The 22874-nt window shown below is 73.8% G+C and carries 15 protein-coding genes; 2 read left to right on the top strand and 13 right to left on the bottom strand.

Annotated features, from left to right (window positions below):
* Window positions 1–3: 3 nt before the first annotated feature.
* The 5 genes from HUV60_RS09180 to eccD all read right to left on the bottom strand — a co-directional run bounded on the left by HUV60_RS09180 (window position 4) and on the right by eccD (window position 4646).
* Entirely contained in the window at window positions 4–447 is a 444-nt protein-coding gene (locus HUV60_RS09180) for a type VII secretion system-associated protein (protein WP_257847884.1), read from the bottom strand.
* A gap of 28 nt (window positions 448–475) precedes the next feature.
* Window positions 476–796 (bottom strand): WXG100 family type VII secretion target, encoded by a 321-nt coding sequence (locus HUV60_RS09185; RefSeq protein WP_257847883.1) that lies wholly within the window; start codon window positions 794–796, stop codon window positions 476–478.
* Window positions 797–1010: 214 nt separating this feature from the next.
* Window positions 1011–1361: a hypothetical protein gene (locus HUV60_RS09190; protein WP_257847882.1), complete on the bottom strand. Its 351-nt coding sequence runs from the start codon at window positions 1359–1361 to the stop codon at window positions 1011–1013.
* 350 nt (window positions 1362–1711) lie between these two features.
* Window positions 1712–3229 carry a type VII secretion protein EccB gene (eccB, locus tag HUV60_RS09195; RefSeq protein WP_257847881.1) on the bottom strand — a complete coding sequence of 506 codons (1518 nt, stop codon included), beginning with the start codon at window positions 3227–3229 and terminating at the stop codon, window positions 1712–1714.
* A 19-nt stretch (window positions 3230–3248) separates the two neighbouring features.
* Window positions 3249–4646, bottom strand: a complete 1398-nt coding sequence (gene eccD, locus HUV60_RS09200; protein WP_257847880.1) for a type VII secretion integral membrane protein EccD — start codon at window positions 4644–4646, stop codon at window positions 3249–3251.
* Between the two features lie 418 nt (window positions 4647–5064).
* Between eccD and eccCa the strand changes: the two genes are divergently transcribed.
* On the top strand, window positions 5065–9063 hold the full coding sequence (eccCa, locus tag HUV60_RS09205) for a type VII secretion protein EccCa (RefSeq protein ID WP_257850114.1): 3999 nt from the start codon (window positions 5065–5067) through the stop codon (window positions 9061–9063).
* A 788-nt stretch (window positions 9064–9851) separates the two neighbouring features.
* Here the strand turns inward: eccCa and HUV60_RS09210 are convergent.
* A complete protein-coding gene (locus HUV60_RS09210; protein WP_257847879.1) occupies window positions 9852–11117 on the bottom strand; it encodes a S8 family serine peptidase in 1266 nt (421 codons plus the stop codon).
* A gap of 119 nt (window positions 11118–11236) precedes the next feature.
* On the opposite strand from HUV60_RS09210, the gene HUV60_RS09215 reads away from it, so the two are divergent.
* On the top strand, window positions 11237–14569 hold the full coding sequence (locus HUV60_RS09215; RefSeq protein WP_257847878.1) for a right-handed parallel beta-helix repeat-containing protein: 3333 nt from the start codon (window positions 11237–11239) through the stop codon (window positions 14567–14569).
* A gap of 96 nt (window positions 14570–14665) precedes the next feature.
* On the opposite strand, the gene HUV60_RS09220 is transcribed toward HUV60_RS09215, so the two are convergent.
* From HUV60_RS09220 to HUV60_RS09250, 7 genes are all read right to left on the bottom strand, one after another.
* Window positions 14666–15997, bottom strand: coding sequence for a hypothetical protein (locus HUV60_RS09220; RefSeq protein WP_257847877.1), 1332 nt, complete (start codon window positions 15995–15997; stop codon window positions 14666–14668).
* A gap of 94 nt (window positions 15998–16091) precedes the next feature.
* A complete protein-coding gene (locus HUV60_RS09225; protein WP_269441158.1) occupies window positions 16092–16739 on the bottom strand; it encodes a hypothetical protein in 648 nt (215 codons plus the stop codon).
* Entirely contained in the window at window positions 16634–19375 is a 2742-nt protein-coding gene (locus HUV60_RS09230) for a hypothetical protein (protein ID WP_269441159.1), read from the bottom strand. The genes HUV60_RS09225 and HUV60_RS09230 overlap by 106 nt, the downstream gene beginning before the upstream one ends.
* Window positions 19372–20118 carry a type VII secretion system-associated protein gene (locus tag HUV60_RS09235; RefSeq protein ID WP_257847875.1) on the bottom strand — a complete coding sequence of 249 codons (747 nt, stop codon included), beginning with the start codon at window positions 20116–20118 and terminating at the stop codon, window positions 19372–19374. The genes HUV60_RS09230 and HUV60_RS09235 overlap by 4 nt, the downstream gene beginning before the upstream one ends.
* An 8-nt stretch (window positions 20119–20126) precedes the next feature.
* Window positions 20127–21251: a sugar-binding transcriptional regulator gene (locus tag HUV60_RS09240; protein ID WP_257847874.1), complete on the bottom strand. Its 1125-nt coding sequence runs from the start codon at window positions 21249–21251 to the stop codon at window positions 20127–20129.
* On the bottom strand, window positions 21248–21802 hold the full coding sequence (locus HUV60_RS09245; protein WP_257847873.1) for a YkgJ family cysteine cluster protein: 555 nt from the start codon (window positions 21800–21802) through the stop codon (window positions 21248–21250). Before HUV60_RS09245 ends, HUV60_RS09240 begins: the two co-directional genes overlap by 4 nt.
* The gene (locus tag HUV60_RS09250; protein ID WP_257847872.1) at window positions 21799–22443 is read right to left on the bottom strand and encodes a hypothetical protein; all 645 of its coding nucleotides are present in this window, start codon (window positions 22441–22443) and stop codon (window positions 21799–21801) included. Before HUV60_RS09250 ends, HUV60_RS09245 begins: the two co-directional genes overlap by 4 nt.
* Window positions 22444–22874: the final 431 nt, after the last annotated feature.

Below are 22874 nucleotides of genomic sequence, written 5' to 3' on the forward strand. Positions count from 1 at the left end.
CGGTCAGTCCTCGTCGGGGGCGCCCGGATTGTCGAAGTCGCTGTCGACATCCTCGAAGATGTCCATGAACTCGTCCGCGGTGATGCTCTCGAGGTTCTTGTTCTGGCTTTTGGCCAGCTGGTCGATGGTGTCCCACAGGGCCTCCTCGAGGTCCTCGAAGAGGACTCCCTGGGCCTCGAGGATCCGCTCGACCTCGCCCGCGCCCTTCTGGATGACCCCGTTCAGGGCACCCCCGCCGACCGCGCTGCTCTCTCCGGCCATGAGCCCGATGACGAGAGGCTTCGCGGCGTCGATCGTGGTGGTCGAGATGGCGTCCGCGATGTACGAGATCGCCGGGCCGGCATGCGTGTCGTCTTTGAGGATGTTCTCCAGCGTCTTCCTGAAGTCAGTGATCTGGTGGTTGATGAACTGTCTCAGGAATTCGCTGTCGAGGACCGTGACGGCCACGTCATCACCCTTCCGTCACCGGCAGTCGTCAGCGGCTTCCGATGCGGATGTCGCCCCACCGCTGCGACAGGTTCTGCTCCGTGTAGCGGTAGTTGGAGGAGATGTCGGTGAGCAGGCCGGAGTGGTTGGCCAGCAGGTTCTTGATGTTCTCGACAGCGTTGTCCCACTTCGCCTGGACCTCGCTGTACACGTCCCGGTCGTCACCGATCCAGCTGTTCCTGAGCTCGGTTAGCTCCATCTCGAGGTTGGCCAGGATGCTCATGATCGCCTGCGACTGGCCGACCATGTCGTCCGCCGCGCCTTCGGCGTGGTTGTAGTCGACGTAGATGTAACCGTCGGAGAAGTCCATCGGAATTCCTCGATTCGCCGCGGGAACCGCGGGTTACGGAAGATGTGCGCGGCACGGCCTGTGGGCGGGACCGTGACGCCGGGCAGTGACGGCCGTGGGCGTGTGCGGGGCGTTGCCGCGGGGTGGTGGAGCGGCGCGGGCAGGCGCCGCCGGACGCACGCGCCGACGCCCGCGGCGGGACGGCCGGCCGCGTCGGCCGCGTCGGCCGGGGACGTCAGTTGCTGTGGGTGTTGGTGCCGTTGAGCTCGTCGAACACGGCCGTGGAGCGCGAGTACTCCTGGTCGATGATGTCGCTCGACGAGCCCTGCACCAGGCCGTGCTCCGTGAGGGTGGAGTTGAGCTCGTCGACCATCCGGTCGAGGTTGATCAGGATGGTGTCGACGTGGCTGTCCCACTGCTCGAGGAGCGACTTGTACTTGCCGCCGTCCGCACCGCCGTAATGGGCGGCGAGGGTGTGCGAGGTCGACTGGACGTCCTGCTGACAGCGCTGGACACCGGTGAAGGCCTGTTCCAGCGCCATGATCCCGTTGCGGGTCGCCTGCTCTTCGGACTGCTGCATGGCCATGAGAGAACTCCCTTTCGGTGAATTTCACCGACCTGTGGATCCCATGTCACCCCGCGGGCAGACAGGGTGCCCCTGCACACACCAGGCGGTTCGCCGGGTCATGGGAGTGGCCAAATGCTATGCGCGCCGCAAGTTGTTTGGCAATTGCCGTCAGGACGTCCAGGGGACCCCCATATCCCTGTTTCCGGCGCTCTATTGAGCACGGATGGAGAATTCGCGGCGCTCACCTGAGCGGCGGCGCGACGCCGGCCGGACAGATCGGGCATCACCTCCTTCCGTACGGCACCGCCGGTCGCCCGCATTAACGCGAGGTGACCGTCGCGAATCCAAGATTTCCCCTGCAGGATGATTTACCCCGGGCCGGACCGCTCCCGCTGGTCCCCGCTCGTCCCCTCCGCGCGCGGGCAGCGCAGCGTCACCCGGGCCTCGCCCGAGGAGGCCGCCTCGGGGGTGAGGTCGGGGCCGCTGGGCAGCATGGCCAGCATCGGGGACGGCATGGTCCGCTCCTCGACGCCCTCGTAGCCCAGCGCCCTGACGCCCTCCTGGGAGAGCAGCCGGTACTTCACACCCGTGTCCGTCACCAGGTACGTGGTGTCGCCCAGGGCGCTGCCGCTCGCACTCAACGCCCTTACCAGCGCGCCCTTCCCGGCCCGTACCGCGATGGAGTCGACCTTCAGGCAGGCCGGTACGACCTCGGCGGCGGGCGGCTGGACGGGCTCGGGCAGCGCGTTCTCGGGCAGCACGGACGCGCCGACCCGGACGCCGCCGTCCGCGGAGTCGACGGCCGCGCAGGCGGCGGAGCCGGCGCCGACCACGACCGCCTTCGGCGGGGTCTCGGGCAGCTTCGCCGCGTTCACCGCGGCGCTCGCGGAGCCCGGGGCGAGATGCCCGGCCAGTGCGTCCGCCCCGAGTGTCGCCACGGTCGCGGCGCCGCCGTACGCCTTCTCCCGGGTCAGCGGGTCGCCCAGCAGGAGGGTCGCGCCGGTGGCGGTGAGCGGCACCAGGCCCTCCTTGGCGAGCAGGTGGTAGCGGGGGGCCGAGCCGGGCACTTCGACCCGGAACAGCTGCCCCACCCTGGTGGCGCGCCCGGCCAGTTCGGGCCCCTCCTCGCCCCGGCCCGGTACGTCGGCCGGGGACAGGTCGGGCCCCTGCGGGAAGGAGTCGAGGAAGGCGGCGGAGACGGGGCGCGGGGCGACACTTCCGTAGCCGAGGGCCTCGGCCGCGTTCGCCCGCTCGTCCAGCCGGAGCCGGCTGCCCTGCCACAGCAGGTAGGCGGAGTCGTCCGGTCCGGTGACCAGCAGGCCGTCCCGCTCGCCCAGTTGCCGTGCGCCGGGGGCGTTGTGCGGTGTGTCGGTGCCCAGGGCGAGGGTCGTGGTGGCCGTCACGACACCGGTCGACCTCGGGCGGACCCCCGAGCAGACCAGCCACGGCGTACGGTCCAGGTCGCCGGTGGACGGCAGTGCCTCGGGACCGTCGGGTATGCCGATGGGGGTGCCGTGCGGTGTGCCGGCCAGCGAGGACGTGCCGACCGTGGTGACGCCGAGGTCGCCGCCGGCGATCAGGCGGGCCGACGCGTAGTTGCGGACCGGGCGCAGCCGCCCGTCGAGGTACAGGTAGCGCGCGCCGGTCTGCTTGTCGACGACCAGGTTCTCGCCGGAGCGCCAGGAGTTGTTGCCGCCGGGCTGGATGAGGCCGAAGACGAAGGCGCCGGCGCACACCAGCACGGCGATGACCACGCCGATCGCGGCGCCGCGGTTGGTCCGGCCCAGGGGGCTCTCCGGGTCGTCGGGCTCGGCCCGCAGCATGGCCGATGCCAGCCTCCCCATGACGAAGAGGTGCGCCTGTACCTGGTCCCGTTTGCTGTGCATGCTCGCCGTTCTCCCGGGTTCAGCCGTTGATGCCGCGGAGCAGGCCGTAGACGCCCATGGACCAGAGCGTCAGCGGCAGGATGCTGATGGCGGCAAGTGAGTGCAGCAGTTCGGCCGCGCGCCCCCAGTAAGGGACGAGCCGCCGGCCGGGGACGGTCCACGAGGCGATGGCGAGGACGGCCGCGAGGCCCATCAGGCCGGCCGTGAGGGTCAGCCGGTCCGTCGGGCCGAGGGAGCGGGCGAAGACGGCCAGCAGCAGGACCACGCCCCAGGCGCCGGCGGTGGTCAGCGCGAGACGCTGCCAGACGTTGCCGAGCCCCCTGCTGTGCAGCAGCAACAGGAGCGAGAGGGCGACCACGGTGAGGATCTCGGCGAGGCCGGGGTCGGCGGCGAGCGCCACCAGGCAGGGCAGGCAGACGAGGCCGACGGCGCCGTAGAAGGCGGTCATCCAGTCGTCGGCCAGCATGGACCGCGCCTCGACGTCGGAGGCGGGGTACGGGTCGATGCCCTGCTGCAGTTGCTGGACGTTGGTGGGCAGCGGTGACATCCGCATGCCGGAGAGCCGGAACGACAGCGAGGGGACGAACCCGCCGAACAGGACGACCACGACGGCGACCACCCCGGCAGCCTGGTCCGGCGCCAGGTTCAGGGTGATCAGGGTGGCGCCGAGCGCTCCGGCCGCGGCGACGCAGGCCACGCCGATGAACAGCGCCGGGTGCACGCCGACCGCCGCGAGGGCGAGCACCGCTCCCGCGCCGCCGGCCGCCGACGCCGCCAGCAGGCGTGCGCCCAGGACGGCTTCGCCGTCGGCTCCGCCCAGGTCGCCGCCGGGCAGCAGCCAGCCGGCCAGGGCGAAGTAGGGACCGACCATGAGGCCGAGCGCCGAACCGGCTCCGGCGTCGCCGACGGCCCGGGTCGCGGAGCCGGCGCCGGCGAGCAGCAGCAGTCCGGCGGCGCCGGCGGCGACGGCCCGGATCCAGCCCTCGGTTCCCGGCAGGGCGAGCAGCACCATGCCGAGGGTGAGGGCGGCCACGGCCAGGCCGCGCAGGAGCCGCCGGCCGGCCTCGGGGCTCCAGCCGTGCGGGCGTTGCTGCATGGTGCCCGAGATGCCGTCGACCAGGTCATCGAGGTGCACTTCGGGCAACGCCTCGGTGCGGGGGCGGAGACAAAGCTCCTCACCGTCCCGCAGACCGAGGGAGTCCAAGGTACTCTCTGGGTCGAGCGGTGGGCCGCCGAGGCGTTGCAGTACCCAACCGCCGTGCTCCAGGCCTGCTTCCTCCAGGTCGTCCCCTCCGTAACCGATCACTGTGGGCAGCAGATCGGCGACGGGGACGTCGGAGGGCACGGCCAGGTCGACGGTCCTGGCCGGAGCACGTACGGTGACGCGGCACAGGCTTGCCGCCTGGATGTCAGTCATGGGCAGTGTCCGTCATGGGTTCGGGTTCACGCTTTCTGGCGGGCCACGGGTTGCGCGGTGGCTGGAAGGTGGCAGCGGCACACCGGTCGGTCGCTCGATCGCGACAGGACGTCGGACGGGGCACGCGCCGACGAGTTTGACGGCAGGCCGGGCCTTTTCGCAACACCGGTCAAGAATTCAGCGTCCAGGAACCCTGCGGTAATTTTCCCGCAGTCATGGCGCGGGACTGTGACGCATTGCGCTCCGACGTTTCGTCTCTCCCGCGCCCCGTCGGACTTCGTGGCGGACTTCGCGGCGGACTCCGAGGTGGACTTCACGGAGGGCTTTTTCCGGCGGGCGCGTGCGGGCGGACACCGGACAATCCCGTGCTGTTACCGCGGAATTGTTCCGAGATCATTGAGGAGGCCATTCGTTGAGCGTGATCCTGTTCCGCAGGCCGGCGCGCCGCAGAGGACCGGAATTGCCTTCGGGGGAGCTGAGTCTCCAGGAACCGCCGACCCTTCCGGAAGTCGTGCCGGACAGTTCCGCGGTATGGACATACTTGCCGATGGCACTGATGTCGGTCTCCATGATGCTGATGTTCATGCGGCCCGGCATGAGCCGGTCCAGCGGCGGATTCATCTACATCGCGCTCGGCGTGATGGTGATCGCGTCCGCCGGCATGATGCTCGGTCAGGTCATGCGGCGCAACGGCGAGCGCAAGCAGCGGATGAAGGGCGAGCGCCGCGACTACCTGCGCTATCTGCGCCAGACCCGGCGCAAGGTGCGGGCGTCCGTCGTCGACCAGCAGCGTGCCCTGGCCTGGCGCCACCCCGAGCCCGACGCGCTGTCGTCGCTGGTGCGCAGCACCCGGCTGTGGGAACGGCGGGCGTCCGACGAGGACTTCGCGGAGGTCCGGATGGGCGTCGGCGACCAGCGCCTCGCGATGAAGCTGACGCCGCTGTCGACGAAGCCCGTGGAGGACCTGGAGCCGCTGTCCGCGCACGCGCTGCGCAGCTTCACCCGCGCCTACTCGACGGTGCGGGACCAGCCCGTCGCGATCTACCTGCGGGCCTGGTCGAAGGTGCTGCTGCGGGGCGAGGAGGAGCACGTGCGGGCTCTGGCGCGTTCCCTGCTCGCGCAGTTGGCGGTGTTCCACTCCCCCGACGACCTGTGGATCGTGCTGGGTGTCTCGGACGAGCGGCGCTCCGGGTGGGAGTGGGCGAAGTGGCTCCCGCACAGCCTGCACCGGCACGAGGAGGACGGCGCCGGGCCGACCCGCATGATCGCCTCCGCGTTCAACGAGCTGGAGGGCCTGCTCGGCGCCGAGTTCCACGAGCGGCCCGGCGCCGACCCGGACGCGGTGCCGGGGCGTGAGGAGCCGTACACGGTGATCGTGGTCGACGGGTGCACGGTGCCCGCGGGCCACCGGTTCGACGGGCACGGGTTCCGCAACGCGGTGGTGCTCGACCTGTCCGGGGCCCTGGCCTGGAAGCCCGGACGGACCACGCTGCGGCTCGAGGTGGAGGAGAACGGCGTCGCGCTGGTGCGCACCGACCGGGACCGCAAGGAGCAGTCGACGGTGCTCGGCAGGCCCGACCGGCTGGGGCCGGTCGGGGCGCGTGCGCTGGCCCGGCTGCTCGCGCCGTACCGGATGAGCATGGGCGGCGACGACGCGAAGCCGTTCTCCGGCGACGTCGAGCTGACCTCGCTGCTGAACATCCCCGATCTGCACCGGCACGAGCCGGCCACGCTGTGGGAGCGGTACACGGGCAGTGCCCGGCTGCGGGTGCCGATCGCGGTCAGCGGTGAGGGCCGGCCGGTGGAGCTGGACATCAAGGAGTCCGCGCAGGGCGGTACGGGTCCGCACGGCATGCTCATCGGCGCCACCGGTTCCGGCAAGAGCGAGCTGCTGCGCACCCTCGTGCTGTCGCTGGCGCTGACGAACTCGTCCGAGACGCTGAACTTCGTCCTCGTCGACTTCAAGGGCGGTGCCACCTTCCTCGGCCTGGACGAGCTTCCGCACACCTCCGCGGTCATCACCAACCTCGCGGACGAGGTGTCGCTGGTCGCCCGGATGCAGGACGCCCTGCACGGCGAGCTGATCCGCCGCCAGGAGCTGCTGAGGGCGGCCGGCAACTACACCTCCGCCCTGGAGTACGAGAAGGCGCGCCAGTCCGGGGTGCCGTTGCAGCCGCTGCCGAGCCTGTTCGTGGTGGTCGACGAGTTCAGCGAGCTGCTGTCCGCCCACCGTGACTTCATGGAACTGTTCGTGATGATCGGCCGCCTCGGGCGCAGCCTCGGGGTGCACCTGCTGCTGGCGTCGCAGCGGCTGGACGAGGGCCGTATGCACCAGTTGGAGAGCCATCTGTCCTACCGGATCGGTCTGCGGACCTTCTCCGCGATGGAGAGCCGGGGTGTGCTGGGGGTGCCGGACGCGTACGAGCTGCCCGCGCAGCCGGGTGCCGGTTTCCTCAAGAGCGGTGTCGACGCGCTGACCCGGTTCCGTGCCGCGTACGTCTCCGGCCCGTACCGGCGGCGGCGTGCCCTCGTGCAGGCGCAGGTGGCCCGTCAGGTGGTGCCGTGGACGGCTCAGTGGGTGGTGCCGCGCGCGCCCGCCGACCCGGATCCCGCGGGTGGGCCCGGCGAGGAGGAAGAGGCGGAGGGTCCCGAGGGGGAGGGCGGTGACGCGGGGAGCGGCGAGACGCTGCTGTCGGTGGCGCTGGACCGGCTGCGCGGTTCGGGGCCGCCCGCCCATCAGGTGTGGCTGCCGCCGCTGGACGCGCCGGCCACCCTGGACCAGGTCCTGCCTCCGCTGGCGCCTGACGCGCGCCACGGCCTGACGACGGCCGACTGGCCGCTGCGGGGCCGGCTCACCGTGCCGGTGGGTGTGGTGGACCGGCCGTTCGACCAGCTGCGCGATCTGCTGACCGTGGACCTGTCGGCGGCCGGCGGTCATGTGGCCATCGCCGGTGGCCCGCAGAGTGGCAAGAGCACCCTGCTGCGGACGCTCATCACCGGGCTGGCGCTCACCCACACTCCGCGCGAAGTGCAGTTCTACTGCCTGGACTTCGGCGGCGGCACGCTCGCGGCGCTGGACGGGCTGCCGCACATGAGCGGGGTGGCCGCGCGCGTGGACACCGAGCGGGTGGGCCGGACGATCTCCGAGGTGAGCACGCTGCTCGGCAGGCGGGAGCGGTTCTTCCTGGAGCACGGCATCGACTCCATGCCCACGTACCGCAAGCGGCGGGCGGCGGGTGAGTTCCCGGACGAGCCCCACGGGGACGTCTTCCTGGTCATCGACGGCTGGTCGACCGTGCGCCAGGACTTCGACCGGCACCTTCCCACCTTCAACGCGCTGGCCGCCCGCGGGCTCAACTACGGCGTCCACCTGCTGATCACCACCGCCCGCTGGGTCGAGCTGTCGTCCTCGGTGCGCGACCAGACCGGTACGCGGCTGGAGCTGCGGATGGGTGACCCGATGGACTCGCAGATCGACTCCCGCAAGGCGGCGACGATTCCGCGCAGCCCGGGACGGGGCCTGACCTCCGACAAGCTGCACTACCTGTCGGCGCTGCCGCGCGTCGACGGGGTCGAGGACGCCGACGACCTCGCCGACGGGGTCGCGGGCCTGGTCTCGGCGATCAGCGAGAACTGGCCGGGGCCGACCGCGCCCCGGGTACGGATGCTGCCGGCCTCGCTGCCCGTCGAGGAGCTGCCCGAGCCACAGGGCGCTCAGGGCCTGCGCATCGCCATCGGCCTGGACGAGAACGAACTCGCGCCGGTGTGGCACGACTTCACCGAGAACCCGCACATGATCGTGGTGGGTGACAGCGAGTCCGGCAAGACGAACCTGCTGCGGGTGATCGCCCGGGGCATCACCGAGCGGTACACCCCCTCCGAGGCCCGCATCATGACGGTGGACTACCGGCGGGAGCTGGTGGAGAGCGTCCCGGAGCCCTACCGGCTCGGCCACGCGGTCTCCACGGACATGCTGAAGGACCTCGTGGACGGGGCGGCCAGGGCGGTACGGCAGCGGGTGCCCGGCGAGGACATCGCGCCGTCGCGGATGCGGCTGTGCGACTGGTGGCAGGGGCCGCGGCTGTTCGTCCTGGTCGACGACTACGACATGGTCGGCAGCGGACCCATGTCGCAGCCGTTCGCCCCGCTGCTGGACCATCTCGCGCTCGGCCACGAGGTCGGCCTGCACCTGATCGTGGCGCGCTCCTCCGCGGGCGCCGGGCGCGGCCTCAACGAGTCGCTGCTGCGCCGGCTGCAGGAGGTCAACACGCCCGGCCTGCTGATGTCCTGCCCGCCCAGCGAGGGCTACCTCTTCGGCAGTGTGAAGGGCCGCGAACTGATTCCCGGCCGCGCGGTGCGCATAGCCCGCCGCAAGACCGTCCAGATCCAGACCGCCCTGGTGGAGAACCCCAGCTGATGCTCCCTTCCCACCCCGCGCTCCACCCCGCGCTCCACCCCACCGCCGGCCGGGCCCCGGCCCGGCCGGCGGCCGGGCACGCGGGGCACGCGGGGCACGCCGGGCACGCCGGGCACGCCGGGCACGCCGGGCACGCGGGGCGCGGGAGCGGAACGGGCGGGGCCGTACCGGCTCCGGCGACAAGCCCGTGTGTCGTGGTCCGCACGGCCTGCGGCCGTCCGGCCCCGCAGGCGGACTCGCCGCTCCGGGGCCGCCGAAGGCATCGGGGCGCACACCGCCCCGGCACCGTCACGGCGCGGCCGGGCACCCCGGCCCGGCCGCCCGCCGGGCTCCCGGCCCTCCCGCCCCGGGCCGAGGCCCTGAGCGGGACGGAGGCCGCCGGGACACCGGCCGAGGACACCCACACCCGCGCCGCCGGGCGGCCGTACCCGGGGAGGGGGCCCCTCCGACTTTCGCGGCACCGGTCGCGTTTCCCCGCGCACCGGCCCTTCCCGTACCCGGCCACCGCCCGGCCGGGTGTCGCCGGGCCGGCGGCCTGCGTCGAGGCCGGGGGCGGGGCGGGGAGCACCGGGGCGGCGGTGGCGAGCCACCACGTCATCAGCCGTGCTGTCCCCGGGCTGCCGTCGTGCCCGGGGACGGGTTCGCGGCTCCGGGTGTGCCGGATGCGCCGGATGCGCCGGATGCGCCGGATGCGCCGGATGCGCTTCGACGTCCGCCCGCCCGCCCCGGCCGTCGTCCCTTCGGGCCCCGGCTCCCGGCCCGCTGTCGAAAGCGGTGCCGGGTGCGGGCTACCGGCCCGTGGGGGTGTTCCGGGTGCGGGGGCCCGGCGGGGTCCAGTTGCGGGCCCGGCCCCGGGGGACGACCGCGGCGGCGGCTGCGAGGAGGAGGACGAGCGCAAGGCCCGCCGCGGCGATGGTCAGGGAGCGCCGGTGGGGGGTCGGGTCGGCCGGGGCGGGCATGTGGGCCGGGACCGGCGCGGCCGGGGACGCCGTGTTCTGGTCCGGGACGACGGTCAGGGCGGCGTACGGGTCGAGCCGGGGTGTGTCCGACGGGTAGGCGGCGGCGAGGAGCTGCCGGGAGACCTCGTGTGCGGTCAGCTCGGGCCGGTAGGCGCGGACGAGGGCGGCGGCACCCGCGGTGCCCGCCGCGGCCAGCGAGGCGCCGGAGCCGATGTAGTGGCCCGTGCCTTCGGGCCCGACGCTGACCATGCCGCTGCCGGGTGCGGCCAGGTCGGGTTCGTGGGCGGGCGGGGCGTTCTTCTGCCGTACGCCGCCCGCCCCGAAGTCCACGACGGCCAGCACGTCCGGCACGGCGGCCGGCCAGTACGGCCCCTCGGGCATCTCCCCGTCGGGTCCGCGTTCCTCGCGGGTCACGGCGTCCGGGGCGGCGGGGGCGACGACCAGGGCGTCGCGCCGGGTGGCGTGGGCGACGGCCTCGGTCAGCTCGGCCCGTCCGGTGCGCAGCGCCTGGCCGACGTAGATGACCTTCGCGCCGCGGTCCGCGGCCTCGCGGATGCCGAGCGCGGCACGTTCCACCGAGGGGACACCGCGGTCGTCGGTGCCCTGCAGGGCGAGGATCCGGGCCTCGGGGGCGACGCCGGTGATGCCGCTGCCCGTCCGGGGCGCGGCGGCGATGAGGCCGGCGGCGAAGGTGCCGTGGCCCACGCAGTCCTCGCCGGCGCCGTCGACGGCCGTCACCCGCCCGGACAGGCCGGGGACGCCGGGGGCGACGCCGGTGTCGACCACCGCGACGGTCACCCCGCCGCCGCGGGTGATCCGCTGGGCCCGCGGCAGCCCGAGTGCGGTCTGCGACCACGCCGCCATGGTGGCCGTCTCGCCCGACTCCCCGGTGCAGGGATTGCCCTCGCCGAGCCGGACGGGCAGCGGGGGCAGCAGGGTGGTCCCCGGATCGTCGCCGGAGGTCGCCGACGGGGCTCCGGACGCGTGGGGCGCGGCCGGTGCGGCGAGGGCGGTCCCCCAGGTGACCGGCAGGACGACGGCGACGGCGACGGCCGGCGCGAGACGCGCACACCGGTATTTCATGACATTCCACATGAAGCGCATGATATGCACATGACATGCTTGGGCGCACGCCGCGTCCACGGCCTGATCCACCGGACAGGCCCCGGGCACGGCGAGTCGAAGTCGCGGCAACACAAGGAGGTTCGAGGCGCGTGGCACGGCACATACTCACGGTCGACCCGGAGCGGTCGGACGGCTACCGGACGATCGGTGAGGCACTGGCCCAGGCGCGCACCGGGGCGGTGATCCGGGTGCGTCCCGGCCGCTACGCCGAGAACCTCGTCATCCGCAACCGGGTGACGATCGTCGGCGAGGGCGAGCCCGCCACGGTGGAACTCTGCCCACGGAGCGGCACCGCCGTCAGCCTCATGGCCGACGCCGTGATGCTCAGCGGTCTCACGATCCGGGGCCGCGACAAGGAGGCGGCGGTCGTCGACGTGCCGGCAGGCCAGGCCGCCCTCGACGGCTGCACGGTGACCGGCGCGGGCTGGACGGCGCTGCTGGTGCGCGGCAAGGGCTCGCTGGCCGCCCGCGGCTGCCGGATCGGCAACCCGGGCGGCGCGGGGCTCGTCGACTCCTCGGAGAACGAAAGCATCGTCGAGGACTGTGTGTTCGAGAACTTCGGCACGTCCGCGGTGGTCATCGGCGAGACGGCCTCGCCTCTGGTGCGCGACTGCCGCATCCGGGGCGCGCGGGCCAACGGCGTCCTCGCCAGTGGTGAGGCCAGGGGCACCGTGGAGGGCTGCGACATCTCCGGCACCGACAAGCCGGCCATCGCTCTGGAGGGTCACAGCTCGACCCGGGTGCTGCGGTGCACCGTCCACCACACCTCGGTGGGCCTGCTGGTGTCGAGCATGTCCCGGCCGGAGATCGAGGAGACGACCTTCGAATCCATCGCGCAGAGCGCCGTCGTCGTCTCCGGCGGTGCCGACCCGCTGCTGGCCCGGTGCGTCACCCGGCGCACCAAGAACAGCGGACTGCTCGTGCTGGACCGCTCGCGCGGCACCATGGAGGGCTGCGCGTTCCACAGTTCCACGGAGGCCGCGATCCGTGTCGTCGAGGGCAGTGCCCCACTGCTGCGGGACACCGTGGTGAGCGACTGCGCCGACACCGGCGGGGCGGTACTCCTCGCGGACGACTCCACGGCCGAGTTCGACCGTCTGGAGGTGCGGGACGCGGCGGGCGTCGGCATCGCGGTGCGTTCCGCCGCCAACCCCCTGCTGCGCCGGGCCCGGGTGGTCGGGGCGGGCGGCCACGGCATCGAGATCACCGACGACGGCCGCGGCCGGCTGGAGCACTGCGAGGTCGAGTCCGCGGGCGGCTGCGGCCTGAGCATCGACGACGACGCCGACCCCGAGGTCAGCGACACCGTGCTGACCTCCGCCGCCCGCTCGGGTGTCGTCGTCGGCGAGCGCGGCCGGGGCCTCCTGCGGGACTGCGAGGTCAACGACAGCGCCGACGCGGGCATCACCGTGCGGGACGGCGCGGAGATCACCCTGGAGCGGGTCAGGGTGAGCGGTGCGAAGGCCCACGGCATCCAGGTGGCGCACGGCGGCCGGGCGGCGCTCATCGGCTGCGAGGTCGTCGGCAGCACGGGCGACGGCGTACGGATCGACAGCGCCGAGCCGGTGGACGTCACCCGGTGCGTGGTGCGCGACAACCGCGGCGCGGGCCTGCGCCAGAGCCGTGCGAGCGAGCGGCTCTCGGTCGACCTGCTGACCAGCGCGGACAACGGTCTCGCGGACAGTTGGGGCGAGAGCGCCGATCTGGGCGGCGGGGACGGCGGCACGGGCGGCTCCGGCAGGGAGTCGGGGCCGCAGAGTCCGCTGGCCGAACTGGAGGCGCTCATCGGACTGGACAACGTCAAGCACCAGGTGAACACGCTGGTCAACCTGAACCAGCTCGCGGAGCGCCGCCGCCGGCTCGGCATGCCGGTGCCGTCGATGAGCCGGCATCTGATCTTCGCCGGGCCGCCCGGCACCGGCAAGACCACCGTCGCCCGCCTCTACGGCGGCATCCTGGCGGACCTCGGCGTACTGCGCAGCGGGCACCTGGTGGAGGTCGCCCGCGCCGACCTCGTCGCCCAGATCATCGGCGGTACGGCCATCAAGACCACCGAGGCGTTCACCAGCGCGCTGGGCGGCGTGCTGTTCATCGACGAGGCCTACACCCTCACCCCGGAGGGCTCCTCCCACGACTTCGGCCGTGAAGCCGTCGACACCCTGCTGAAACTGATGGAGGACCACCGCGACGACGTGGTCGTGGTGGCGGCCGGATACTCCGAACAGATGGAGTCGTTCCTGTCCGCCAACCCGGGTCTCGCCTCCCGCTTCACCCGCACCATCGAGTTCGACAACTACGCGGTGGACGAGCTGGTGACCATCACCGAGTCCATGTGCGCCCAGCACCGGTTCGAGCTCGGACCGCTGACCCGTCAGGCCCTGTCCGTACGCTTCGAGGCGATGACGCGCGACGCCTCCTTCGGCAACGGCCGTGCGGCCCGCGGGGTGTTCGAGGACATGGTGGACCGGCAGGCGTTCCGCCTCGCGGCGATGGCGGACCCGGCCGAGAACGACCTGACGCTGCTGCTGCCGCAGGACGTCGGGGACGAGGAGGCGGCGACCGTCGGAGGCGACGGCGGCACGGGACGGACCGGGGACGACGCGGTCGACCCGATGGCCGAACTCGACGCCATGGTGGGCCTCGGCGCCGTGAAACGGGAGGTCACCGACCTGGTGAGCCTGCTGTCCAACGCCCGGCAGAGGATCGCGGCGGGGCTGCCCGCCCCCCGGATCAGCAACCACCTGGTCTTCAGCGGGCCGCCCGGCACCGGCAAGACCACCGTCGCCCGCCTCTACGCCAGGCTCCTGCACTCGCTGGGGGTGCTCCCCCGCGCCTCCCTGGTGGAGGTGGCGCGGGCGGACCTGGTGGGCCAGTACGTCGGCCACACCGCGGCCCGCACCAAGGAGGTCTTCACGGGCGCGCTGGGCGGCGTGCTGTTCATCGACGAGGCCTACACCCTCACCCCCGAGGGGTCCTCCCACGACTTCGGCCGCGAAGCCGTCGACACCCTGCTGAAACTGATGGAGGACCACCGCGACGAGATCGTGGTCGTGGTCGCCGGATACACCGAGGAGATGGAGCGCTTCCTCGCCTCGAACCCCGGTCTGACCTCGCGGTTCTCCAAGTACGTGCAGTTCGAGGACTACAGCACGGACGAGCTGGTCACCATCGTGTCCCGGCACGCGGCCTCCTCCGGGTACGAGTGCGCCGACGACACCCTCGCGGCGCTGCGCGCCCATGTGGACGCCATCCCGCGCGACCGGTCCTTCGGCAACGCCCGGCTCGCCCGGCAACTGCTGGAGTCCATGATGACCAGCCAGGCCCGCAGACTGGGCGGGCTCCGGTCGCCGAGCCTCGCCGACCTCACCACGCTGCTGCCCGAGGACCTGCCGCCCGCGCGGCGGCAGCAGGCCGCCCTGTGAGGCCGCGCCCGGCCGCGCGGTGAGGTGAGGGCGAACGCCCGCCGGAGGAACACACCGGCGGGCGTTCGCCCGTCTGTCGGACCCCTCACATCCCGCTCACACGGTGAACCGGACGACTTCCAGCCAGAGGTGCGGCTCCGTCGACCCGCCAAAGACCCACGGGTCGACCGTGTCGCACGCCAGGCCGCCCCAGCCGTGCCCGCCGACGCGGTGGTTCTGGCAGACGTGGCCCTCACCGACGTCGATGGTGAAGCCGCTGATGTTCGGCGCGCTCTGCCCGGAGCTTCCCAGGACCAGGTCGACGCCGTTGGCCGCGCTCTCCCACTTGGTCGTCCATCCGTCCTTCTGGATGAACTCGTTGGCGGACAGGCCCTTGGTCCCCGACACCGCGATGTTCAGGGCCGTGATGCCCTTGCCCTGGACACCCGCGACGGCTCCGTCGCACCGCGGGGTCTGCCAGCCGATGTCCTTGGCATAGGCCCGGTAGCAGATGTGCCGGCCCGGGTTCGCCGCGGCGAGACGCTGGACGGCGGCCCCGGCGGTGTTCCCCGGGAGCTTGGGCGGCGGGTTCTCCTCGGCCTCCGCCGTCTCCGCCTTCTCCGCCGTCTCCGCCTTCTCCGCCGTCTCCTTCTTCTCGACCGGCTCACGGGGCGGCGCCGACGTCAGCACCGGTACGGGTGCCTTGACGACGGGGGCCGGTTTGGCCGCGGGCTTCTCGGTCGACGGCTCCGGCGAGGGTTCGGCCGGGGCGTACGCGCCCTTCGGCACGTCCAGGGGCTCCTCGTCGAGCAGGGTGTCGGAACCTGCGGCCACCTCCACGCTGTCCTTCTTCGTCTTGCCGTCGTCCGTGGCCCAGATCAGCAGCGGCACGGCGAGCAGGACGGCGCCGGCGATACCGGCGGCGGCGAGCAGCGGTTTCTTCGGCTTGCCGGAGGGCGGTTCGCCCGCCCCGCCCGCGGCAGCCGCACCGGCTGCGCCCGCCGCGCCACCGGCTGCCGCCATGCCGCGAGCCGAACCCTCGGCCTCCGGGGCCGCCTGCGCGCGCGCCTGCGGCTGCGCGGCGAGCGCGGCGGCCGTGCCGGCGGTGGCCGTCGTGACCGCGGTCGTCGCGGTGGTGGTGGAGGTGGAGGAGGTGGAGGTGGGGTCGGCCGTCGTGGTCGGTTCCGCGGCCGTGGTGCCCGTGGTGCCCACTGCGGCGGACTGCGCGGGTGCCGCCTCGCTCTTGTTGCTCTCGTCGCCTTCGTTTCCCTCATGGGCGCCCGTACCGCTCGCCGGGGCGGCGGACGGCCGTACGGCGGGCGCCAGCATCGCGCCCGGGTCGGCCGCGGCCGGGCCCAGGGACACCGCCCGGCGGACGGACGAAGCGCCCGTGGCATGGGGTTCTCGCTCCGGCCCGTCCGGGGACGACCGGTTCTGGCTGCTTGTCATCATTCTCCTTGGACTGTGTACGTGATCGGTGGTGATCCCTGTCCGTGGGCCGACCGGGTGGAGTGGTTCCCCACGCGTCACCCGTCGCCCGTCGCTACCCGTCCTGGCCCACGGGCCCGGTGCAGCGTTCCGGCCAGCCCCGGCCCTCACCGACGCGGTCCTCCCTGGAGAGCGTCTCCTCGAGGTGCGCGAGCGCCTTCAGGTCCAGTCCGCTCAGTTCCTCCGACCCGTCCATGTAGGCGGTCGCGTTCCCGGGGAGCTCACGGAGCAGCACCACCGAGGGGCCTGCGGGCACGGTCCGTACCCCCAGCACCCGGAAACCGGTCCCCGGCACGAAGACGATCTCTTCGTTCGTCCGCGCGGATCCGGTGGGCCGGTCGGTCAGTTGCCGTACCTTGCGGCCTGTGACGGACCAGATCGCGTACCGTACGGCGGCCCCGGCGGGAAGCGCCGGGGTTCCGGCCAGCGTGCTGACCGGGCCGGGGTCCTGCAGCAGCGTGCCGACCCCGGGCTCGGGCCCGGCGGGGTCCCCGCCGCGCAGTGCCACTCCGCGGTAGGAGGGCAGCCGCCGCAGGGCGGATGCCAGGCATCCGGCGTAGGGCAGCAGGCGGCCCTCGCCGGAGTGCAGGTCCCGGATCAGCTCGCGATGGTGCAACGGCCCCTCCTCGGTGGTGAGGTAGGCGTGCGCCGCGACGAGGTCGATCCGCGCGGCCTCCAGCTCGTGGCCGCGCAGCGCGGGCATCCGGGTGAGCAGCCGGGAGACCGCGGCGGCGTGCGCTTCCCAGACCCCCGCCGCGAACTCCCGGAACGCGGCCCGCTCGGCGGCCCCGCTGACATGCCCGGGGACGAAGGGGAGGTGCGCGGTACGCGCTTGGCGGGGCGGGGGCTTCGGGGCGGCCGGGGCCGGCGCGGCAACCGGCATCGGGGCGGCCTGCGGGGGCGGGGTGCCCGGGATCCCGGTCCCGGGACCGGCTCCGGTCCCGGACGCCGGCGCGGCGGGGCCCGGCGACACCTCGGGAGCCGGCGCCGAAGCGGACGACGGCCGTGTCTCGGCCTGCGGCGCCCTGCGACCGGTTCCGGCGCCGCGCGACGCCTCGCCCGTGCCCGTTTCCGTGGCCGTGCCCTCGGCGTCGGTCCCCGGGGGTACGGCCCGGCTGCCGCCGGCCTGGGGCTCCGACGCCGCACGGGCCGTCCCACCGGAGGGAACAGCCGGCTCTCCCTCAGGCACCCGCCCCCCGGCCAGAACCTCGCCGTCCCCACCGGACCCCCTGCCCGGCACCGCACCGGCCACGGACGCCGCACACCCACCCGGCCCCACCCCGGCCCCGCCACCATCACGACCCCCACCCTCACCGGCACGTGAACCACCGGAGGGAACAGCCGGCTCTCCCTCAGGCACCCGCCCCCCGGCCAGAACCTCGCCGTCCCCACCGGACCCCTGCCCGGCACCGCACCGGCCACGGACGCCGCACACCCACCCGGCCCCACCCCGGCCCCGCCACCATCACGACCCCCACCCTCACCGGCACGTGAACCACCGGAGGGAACAGCCGGCTTGCTGTCGTTCCGTGTCGTTCCTTTCCCGGTGCCGCCGTTCGGGGCGGTTTCCGGCGTCGTCCGTCCAGGGGTGCCACCGGAACGCCCCGTGTCCTCACCCAACCGTGACCCTCCGTACGAGTGGGACGACTTGGCGGTGGAGCCGGGTGCGGGGCGGCCGAGCGGCCTGCCGCTCGCCGGAGCAACGGCCTGAGCGGCGGCCGCTCCGGCCGTTGCCACTTGGCCGGACGCCGGCCCGGTCCCGGGCCGGCGTCCGGCCTGCGAGGGTGCCGGCAAGGAGGTGAGCCGGAGGTTCGGCGGGGGCACCGCCGACGCGGCGGAGGCATGTTCCCCGGGCACGCCGGCCGGGGCCGTGCCGGGTCGGCGGGCCGCGGTACCGACGCCCGCGCGGCGTGCGGCGGTGACGTAGCGGATGCCCGGCACGCCGTGTTCGGCGGCCAGCCGGCGCAGTTCGCCGTCACCGCCCACGAGCCGGCCGCGCACCAGCAGGGTGGCCCGTGCCCGGGTGTCGGCGCCGAGGCCGCGCAGCAGCCGGGACAGCGCGGACAGCAGGGAGCCGTCCAACGGCTGGCCGGGCATGCCCAGTTCGATGGCGCACACCTCCGGGTCCACGGCCGGGCCCACCGGTCCGGGACGCGGGCCGTCCGGTGCCCACAGGGCGAGTCCGGCCCGGGTGACGGTGGCCTGCCAGCGGTCCGTCAGCCGTACGGTCCCCGGTTCGGTGCCACCGAGGATCCAGTCGGGCATGTGGGTGGCCACCGGCCGGGGAGCGGGCGTACGGCCCTCGGCGTCGGTGGGTCCGCAGACCACGGCGGACACGAACGGCTGCCAGCTCGGCCGGCCGTCCCGTCCCACCAGGGTCGGCCGGGGGCCCGTTCCGGGCGGTGCGTGGTCGGCGATCAGCGGCAGGCCGGTGAGCACCTCGATCTCGGCGCCCAGCAGGTCGGCAACGGACTGGCCGAGCCGCAGCAGGTCGCGTCGGCCGCCCGGCGCGAGCCGGACACGGGAGCGCTGGGCCACGGGCAGGGTCGCGAGCACGGCGGCCACCTCGTCGGCCGCGACGTCCTCCGCCTGCGGGGCACCGACCAGGACCGTGGGACGTTCGAAGTCGACGGGCACCGCGAAGCACAGGTCGTCGGGGGCCGGGCCGGGGGCCTCGGCCGGGCGGATCACCACGCCCGCCGGTATCCGGTCCACCACGCAGCCGCCGGTGGTGCGCACGGGCACCCGGCCCAGCGCCTCCTGCCATGCGGGAGCGGGGGCACGCGGGCCCAGTTTGCGGGGTGCCTCGCCGGGCGCGAACCGCCACCATCCGGGTCCGGGGCGGGCGGTGCCGTGGACGAAGAGCACGCCGCCGGGGGTGACCAGTACGGTCCCGTCCGGGGCGATGACCTCCAGTTCCCAGGCGTCGGCGATCCGGCGGGCGACGCTGGGCCGCTCGGGCCGGTCGTCCCCGGCGCCGGGCATGACGAGCCGGACCCGGTCGGTGCCCTGCGAACGAAGGGTGTCCAGCAGAACGCCGAGCCGCGCCCAGTGCTCGGCACCGGCGGGTCCGCCTCCGGCGGCGGAGCCGACGATCACCGTGACGACGTCCTCCTCCGTGCCGACGGCGCCCGCCACTTCGAGCAGGGTGTCCAGCGGGAAGGAGTCGTCGTCGACCGAGCGGACCAGCAGGACGCCGTCGACGTCCTCGACGGGCGGGGCACCGACGGCCCTCCGGTCTCCGGCGCCGCCGTGCGGCTCGGCGGCGGGGCGCCGGGTTCCGCGCCCCGCACCGGACCTGCCGCCGCGGCGCGGGACGACGGACGGCCAGCGGCTCACGCGTCCGTCCCCCGTACCGGGTGAACGGCCTCGGTCAGCACCCGCGCGGGCCGCTGCCGCGCACCGTTGTGCCGCTCTCCGGACGGCCCGCGCACGTCCGCTCCGTCCTCCGTGCCCGATCGGATCGCGTCACGTACGGCGTCGACGTCCAGCAGCATGCCCACCGCGGCCGAGGGGTTCAGATAGAGCGCGTGCCCCCCGGGGATCCGCGGCACGAGGTCGGCGACACCGACGAGTTCGAAGGCCAGGCGCCCCGCGGTGTGCAGGAACGCGGGCGAGGTGAACACCGGTACGACGGGGATTCCCTCCGGGGTCGCGGCGCTCAGCGGACCGCCGTCCGGTCCGGTCAGCACGGCGACCTCACGGCCCACGAGCGCGGCCGGCACCGCCTCGCCGGGCCCGTAGCCGGTCGAGGCGAGCTGGACGGCGTGGTCCACCTCGTCCTCCGGTTCGGGCCAGCCGAGGGCGAGGGGGGACGGCCGGTAGTCGGGGTTCTCCTCCCACTCGACGATCTCGCCGTCGAGGCCGGACCGCCAGCGGCCGGGCATCGCCCACCGCGGCGGCCTCTCCTGACCGGACCACATCGGATCGACGGCCCCCAGCCAGTGGTCCGGGGCGAGCCGGCCGGCCTCACGGATGTCGTCGGGCACGGGCGGAAGCTCCGCGCCCGCGCCCGCGCCCGTGCCCTCCGGTGCCGTCGGCTCGCTCACGGCGACGGCACTGCCGGTGCCCTGCTGGGTCATGGCTGTCCTCATTCGGTGGTTCGGGGCGACGAGACCGTCCGCGCCGTGTCGTCCGCGCCGTCGTGCCACAGCAGACGGCGGGCGGTCGCCGTGTCGGTGACGACCGAGGTGAGCAGGCCGGACTTCAGGACTGCGCGGATCGCCTCGGCGCCCCGCGCACCGCCCGAGACGCCGATCAGCTCGGGCACGGCACGGAGTTCGGCGGCGCTCACGCAGATCATGCGGGCGTTCAGCTCGGTGCGGATCACCTCGCCGGACGCGTCGAGGACGTGGCCGGCCACATCGGCGCACGCGCCGGACGCCCGGTACGTCTCGCGTTCCGCGTCGCCCAGGGCGTCGTACATCGTCGACAGGCCGGCGCCCCACGCGCCGATGCCGACGACGGCCCGGGTGATCCGGCCGAAGCGGTGCGCCGTTCCGGCGACGGCCGGCTGGCTCCTGAGGACCGTCGCGGTCGCGGCGTCCGGCAGGACGAAGGGAACGTAGAGGGGGAAGGCACCGCCGCCACCGGCCGCGGCGGTACGGCGCACCGCCGCGACCGCGGGATCGCGGGCGAGGTCCGGTCCGTGCACTCCGGTCAGCTGGACGACGTCGCACGGCGGCAGCCGGTTGACCGCCTCGCTGAGCGCGTCCACCTCGGGGCTGCCGTCCAGCCCGATGACGTCGCCCTCCTCGGCGGTCGCCGAGAGCAGTTGGGCCGCCGCCGTGCCGAGCCAGCGGCTGACCCGGTGCCGGCCCGCCGGGCCCGCCGGGCGCGCCGTGCCGCCCTCCGCGCCCTCGCCGTCCATCAGGTTGACCACGACGGCGTGCCGGAGTCCGAACCGTCCCGCCAGTGCCTGCCCGAGCGGGGCGTCGATCTCGGCCGGGACGGTGATGTCGATCCGCACGATGTCGTGGGCCACCGCCGCGTCGAGAAGGCGGGCCACCTTGAAGCGGCTGATGTCGAACTCCTTGGCGATCTCCACCTTCGACTGGTTGCCGAGGTAGAACCGCCGGGCGACGGAGGCGGCGAGGAGCCGGTCGAGCGGCGCGGAGGGGACCTCCGGCCCGCAGGGCCCGACCGGGCCGTCGCGCCGGTCACCGCGAGGTTCGCTCGACCGTTCGTCCGGCCGCTCGTCTCTCTGCAGTCTCATCGGCCGGTCCGGTCGGGGCCGAGCAGGAAGTCGTGGAGCTCCCGGGCGGTGCGCTCCCGCTCGCCCCGCTCCACGGCGGCGTTCCACTTCCGGGTCAGGCGCCGGTGCTCCGCCCATGCCCCGCGGCTGCGTTCGAGGTCGCGCCGGTACGTGATCAGTTCCATGGCGGCGAGATTCCACGAGTCCGGTCCGCAGACGGTGTCCTGTCGGATGCCGACCGCGCCCCGTTCGAGGGTGGTCGGGAAGTTGCTGCACACCAGGGGGCGATGGGCGTAGACACCGCAGCGGGCCTTGCCCGAGTCGATCTCCATCAGGGACACGCATCCGCCGGTCTCCGGCCTGCGCACGAGAGAGAGGTCGAGGGTCGGCCCCCCGGGGGCCGGGGGGAATCCCGTGCCGTCCTTGAGCAGGGTGATGAACTCCTCGGGGTGCAGCGCGGTTCCGGCGGCGACCCTGCGCATGTCGGCAGCGGTGACGCCCACCTTGTACCTCCGGCAGCAGTCGCCCGTGCAGGTGGCGCATCCGGCGGCATTGACTCCGCTTCCGTTCACGACGTCGCCTCCCCGGGCCAGGCCGTGCCCGCCTCGCGGGCGGCGTACGCCTCCAGGAGGTAGTGCTGGAAGTCGCGGATGCCGGGTTCGCCGTCGGCCGGCTTGGCGCCTTCGTACTCGGCGGCCAGGGCGTTCCACCGCTTGACGACCTCGAACCAGTGGTCGCGGTCCGCCGTCCAGTCGTTCCTGACCTCCGTCAGCGGCTTTTGGCCGAGGTCCTTCTCGGTCCACCGCCGGGGCCCGCCGGACGGCGTGGCACCGGTCTGCTCGGTATCCGCCGCCGGGGCCGGGGCGGTGCGGTCTCCCAGACGGGCGGGGTACGCCCGGCACGAGACGGGAGCAAGGTCGCCGAGTCCGCAGCGGCCGAGGCCACCGGAGGTGCGCGGCAGGAAGACGCAGCCGTGCGAGCCGTTCGCGAGGCGGAGGTCCACCCGGCGCCGACCGCCGGCCGTGAGGATTCCGGCCGGATCGTCGGCGGCCTCGGGCGCGGTCTGTGTGACATGCCGGGGCTCCAGGGCGAGGGCCCGGGCGGTGCGGGCGATGTCCGAGCCGGTGACGAAGCGCGCCCCGCGGGTACAGAGGTTCTCCGTCCGGGCAGCATGCCATTCGGCGCGTGTACGCGGCGCACCGCCAGTCGTCAACACGTCGCTCCTTCCATCGGGGCCTCGTCCCCCCGCGCGCGTGGCACGTACGCCACCCGCGGTCAACGGCGTCGGACTCGGCCAGACCTTGTCGCCGGCCGACCGGGGCGGCCGGCAGCCGGATGAGGCAAACGGGCCGGCTTCCAGGAGCAGACGCGGCGGAAGCGGGCGGCGCTGCGGAGGACCGGCACCGACGGGGCCGCCGGTGTCACTCACCTCCAGCGGCCCCGGCACACGAAAGGCCAGTGCGTCCGCGGCCCCACGGCCCACCAGGACTCCCACCGAACCAAACCCCCAACGGGTTCTGCGCAGCGCCCGGAGCGACCGCGCCCCGGACCGTCGGCGCGCACCAAAGCTCTTCGCCCTCGGGGTAGTTCACTCGTGCCAGGTAATCAATACATGGCGAAGAGAAGACGCCGGAGGGACTCCAA

Source organism: Streptomyces sp. KMM 9044 (assembly GCF_024701375.2).
Classification (GTDB): Bacteria; Actinomycetota; Actinomycetes; order Streptomycetales; family Streptomycetaceae; genus Streptomyces.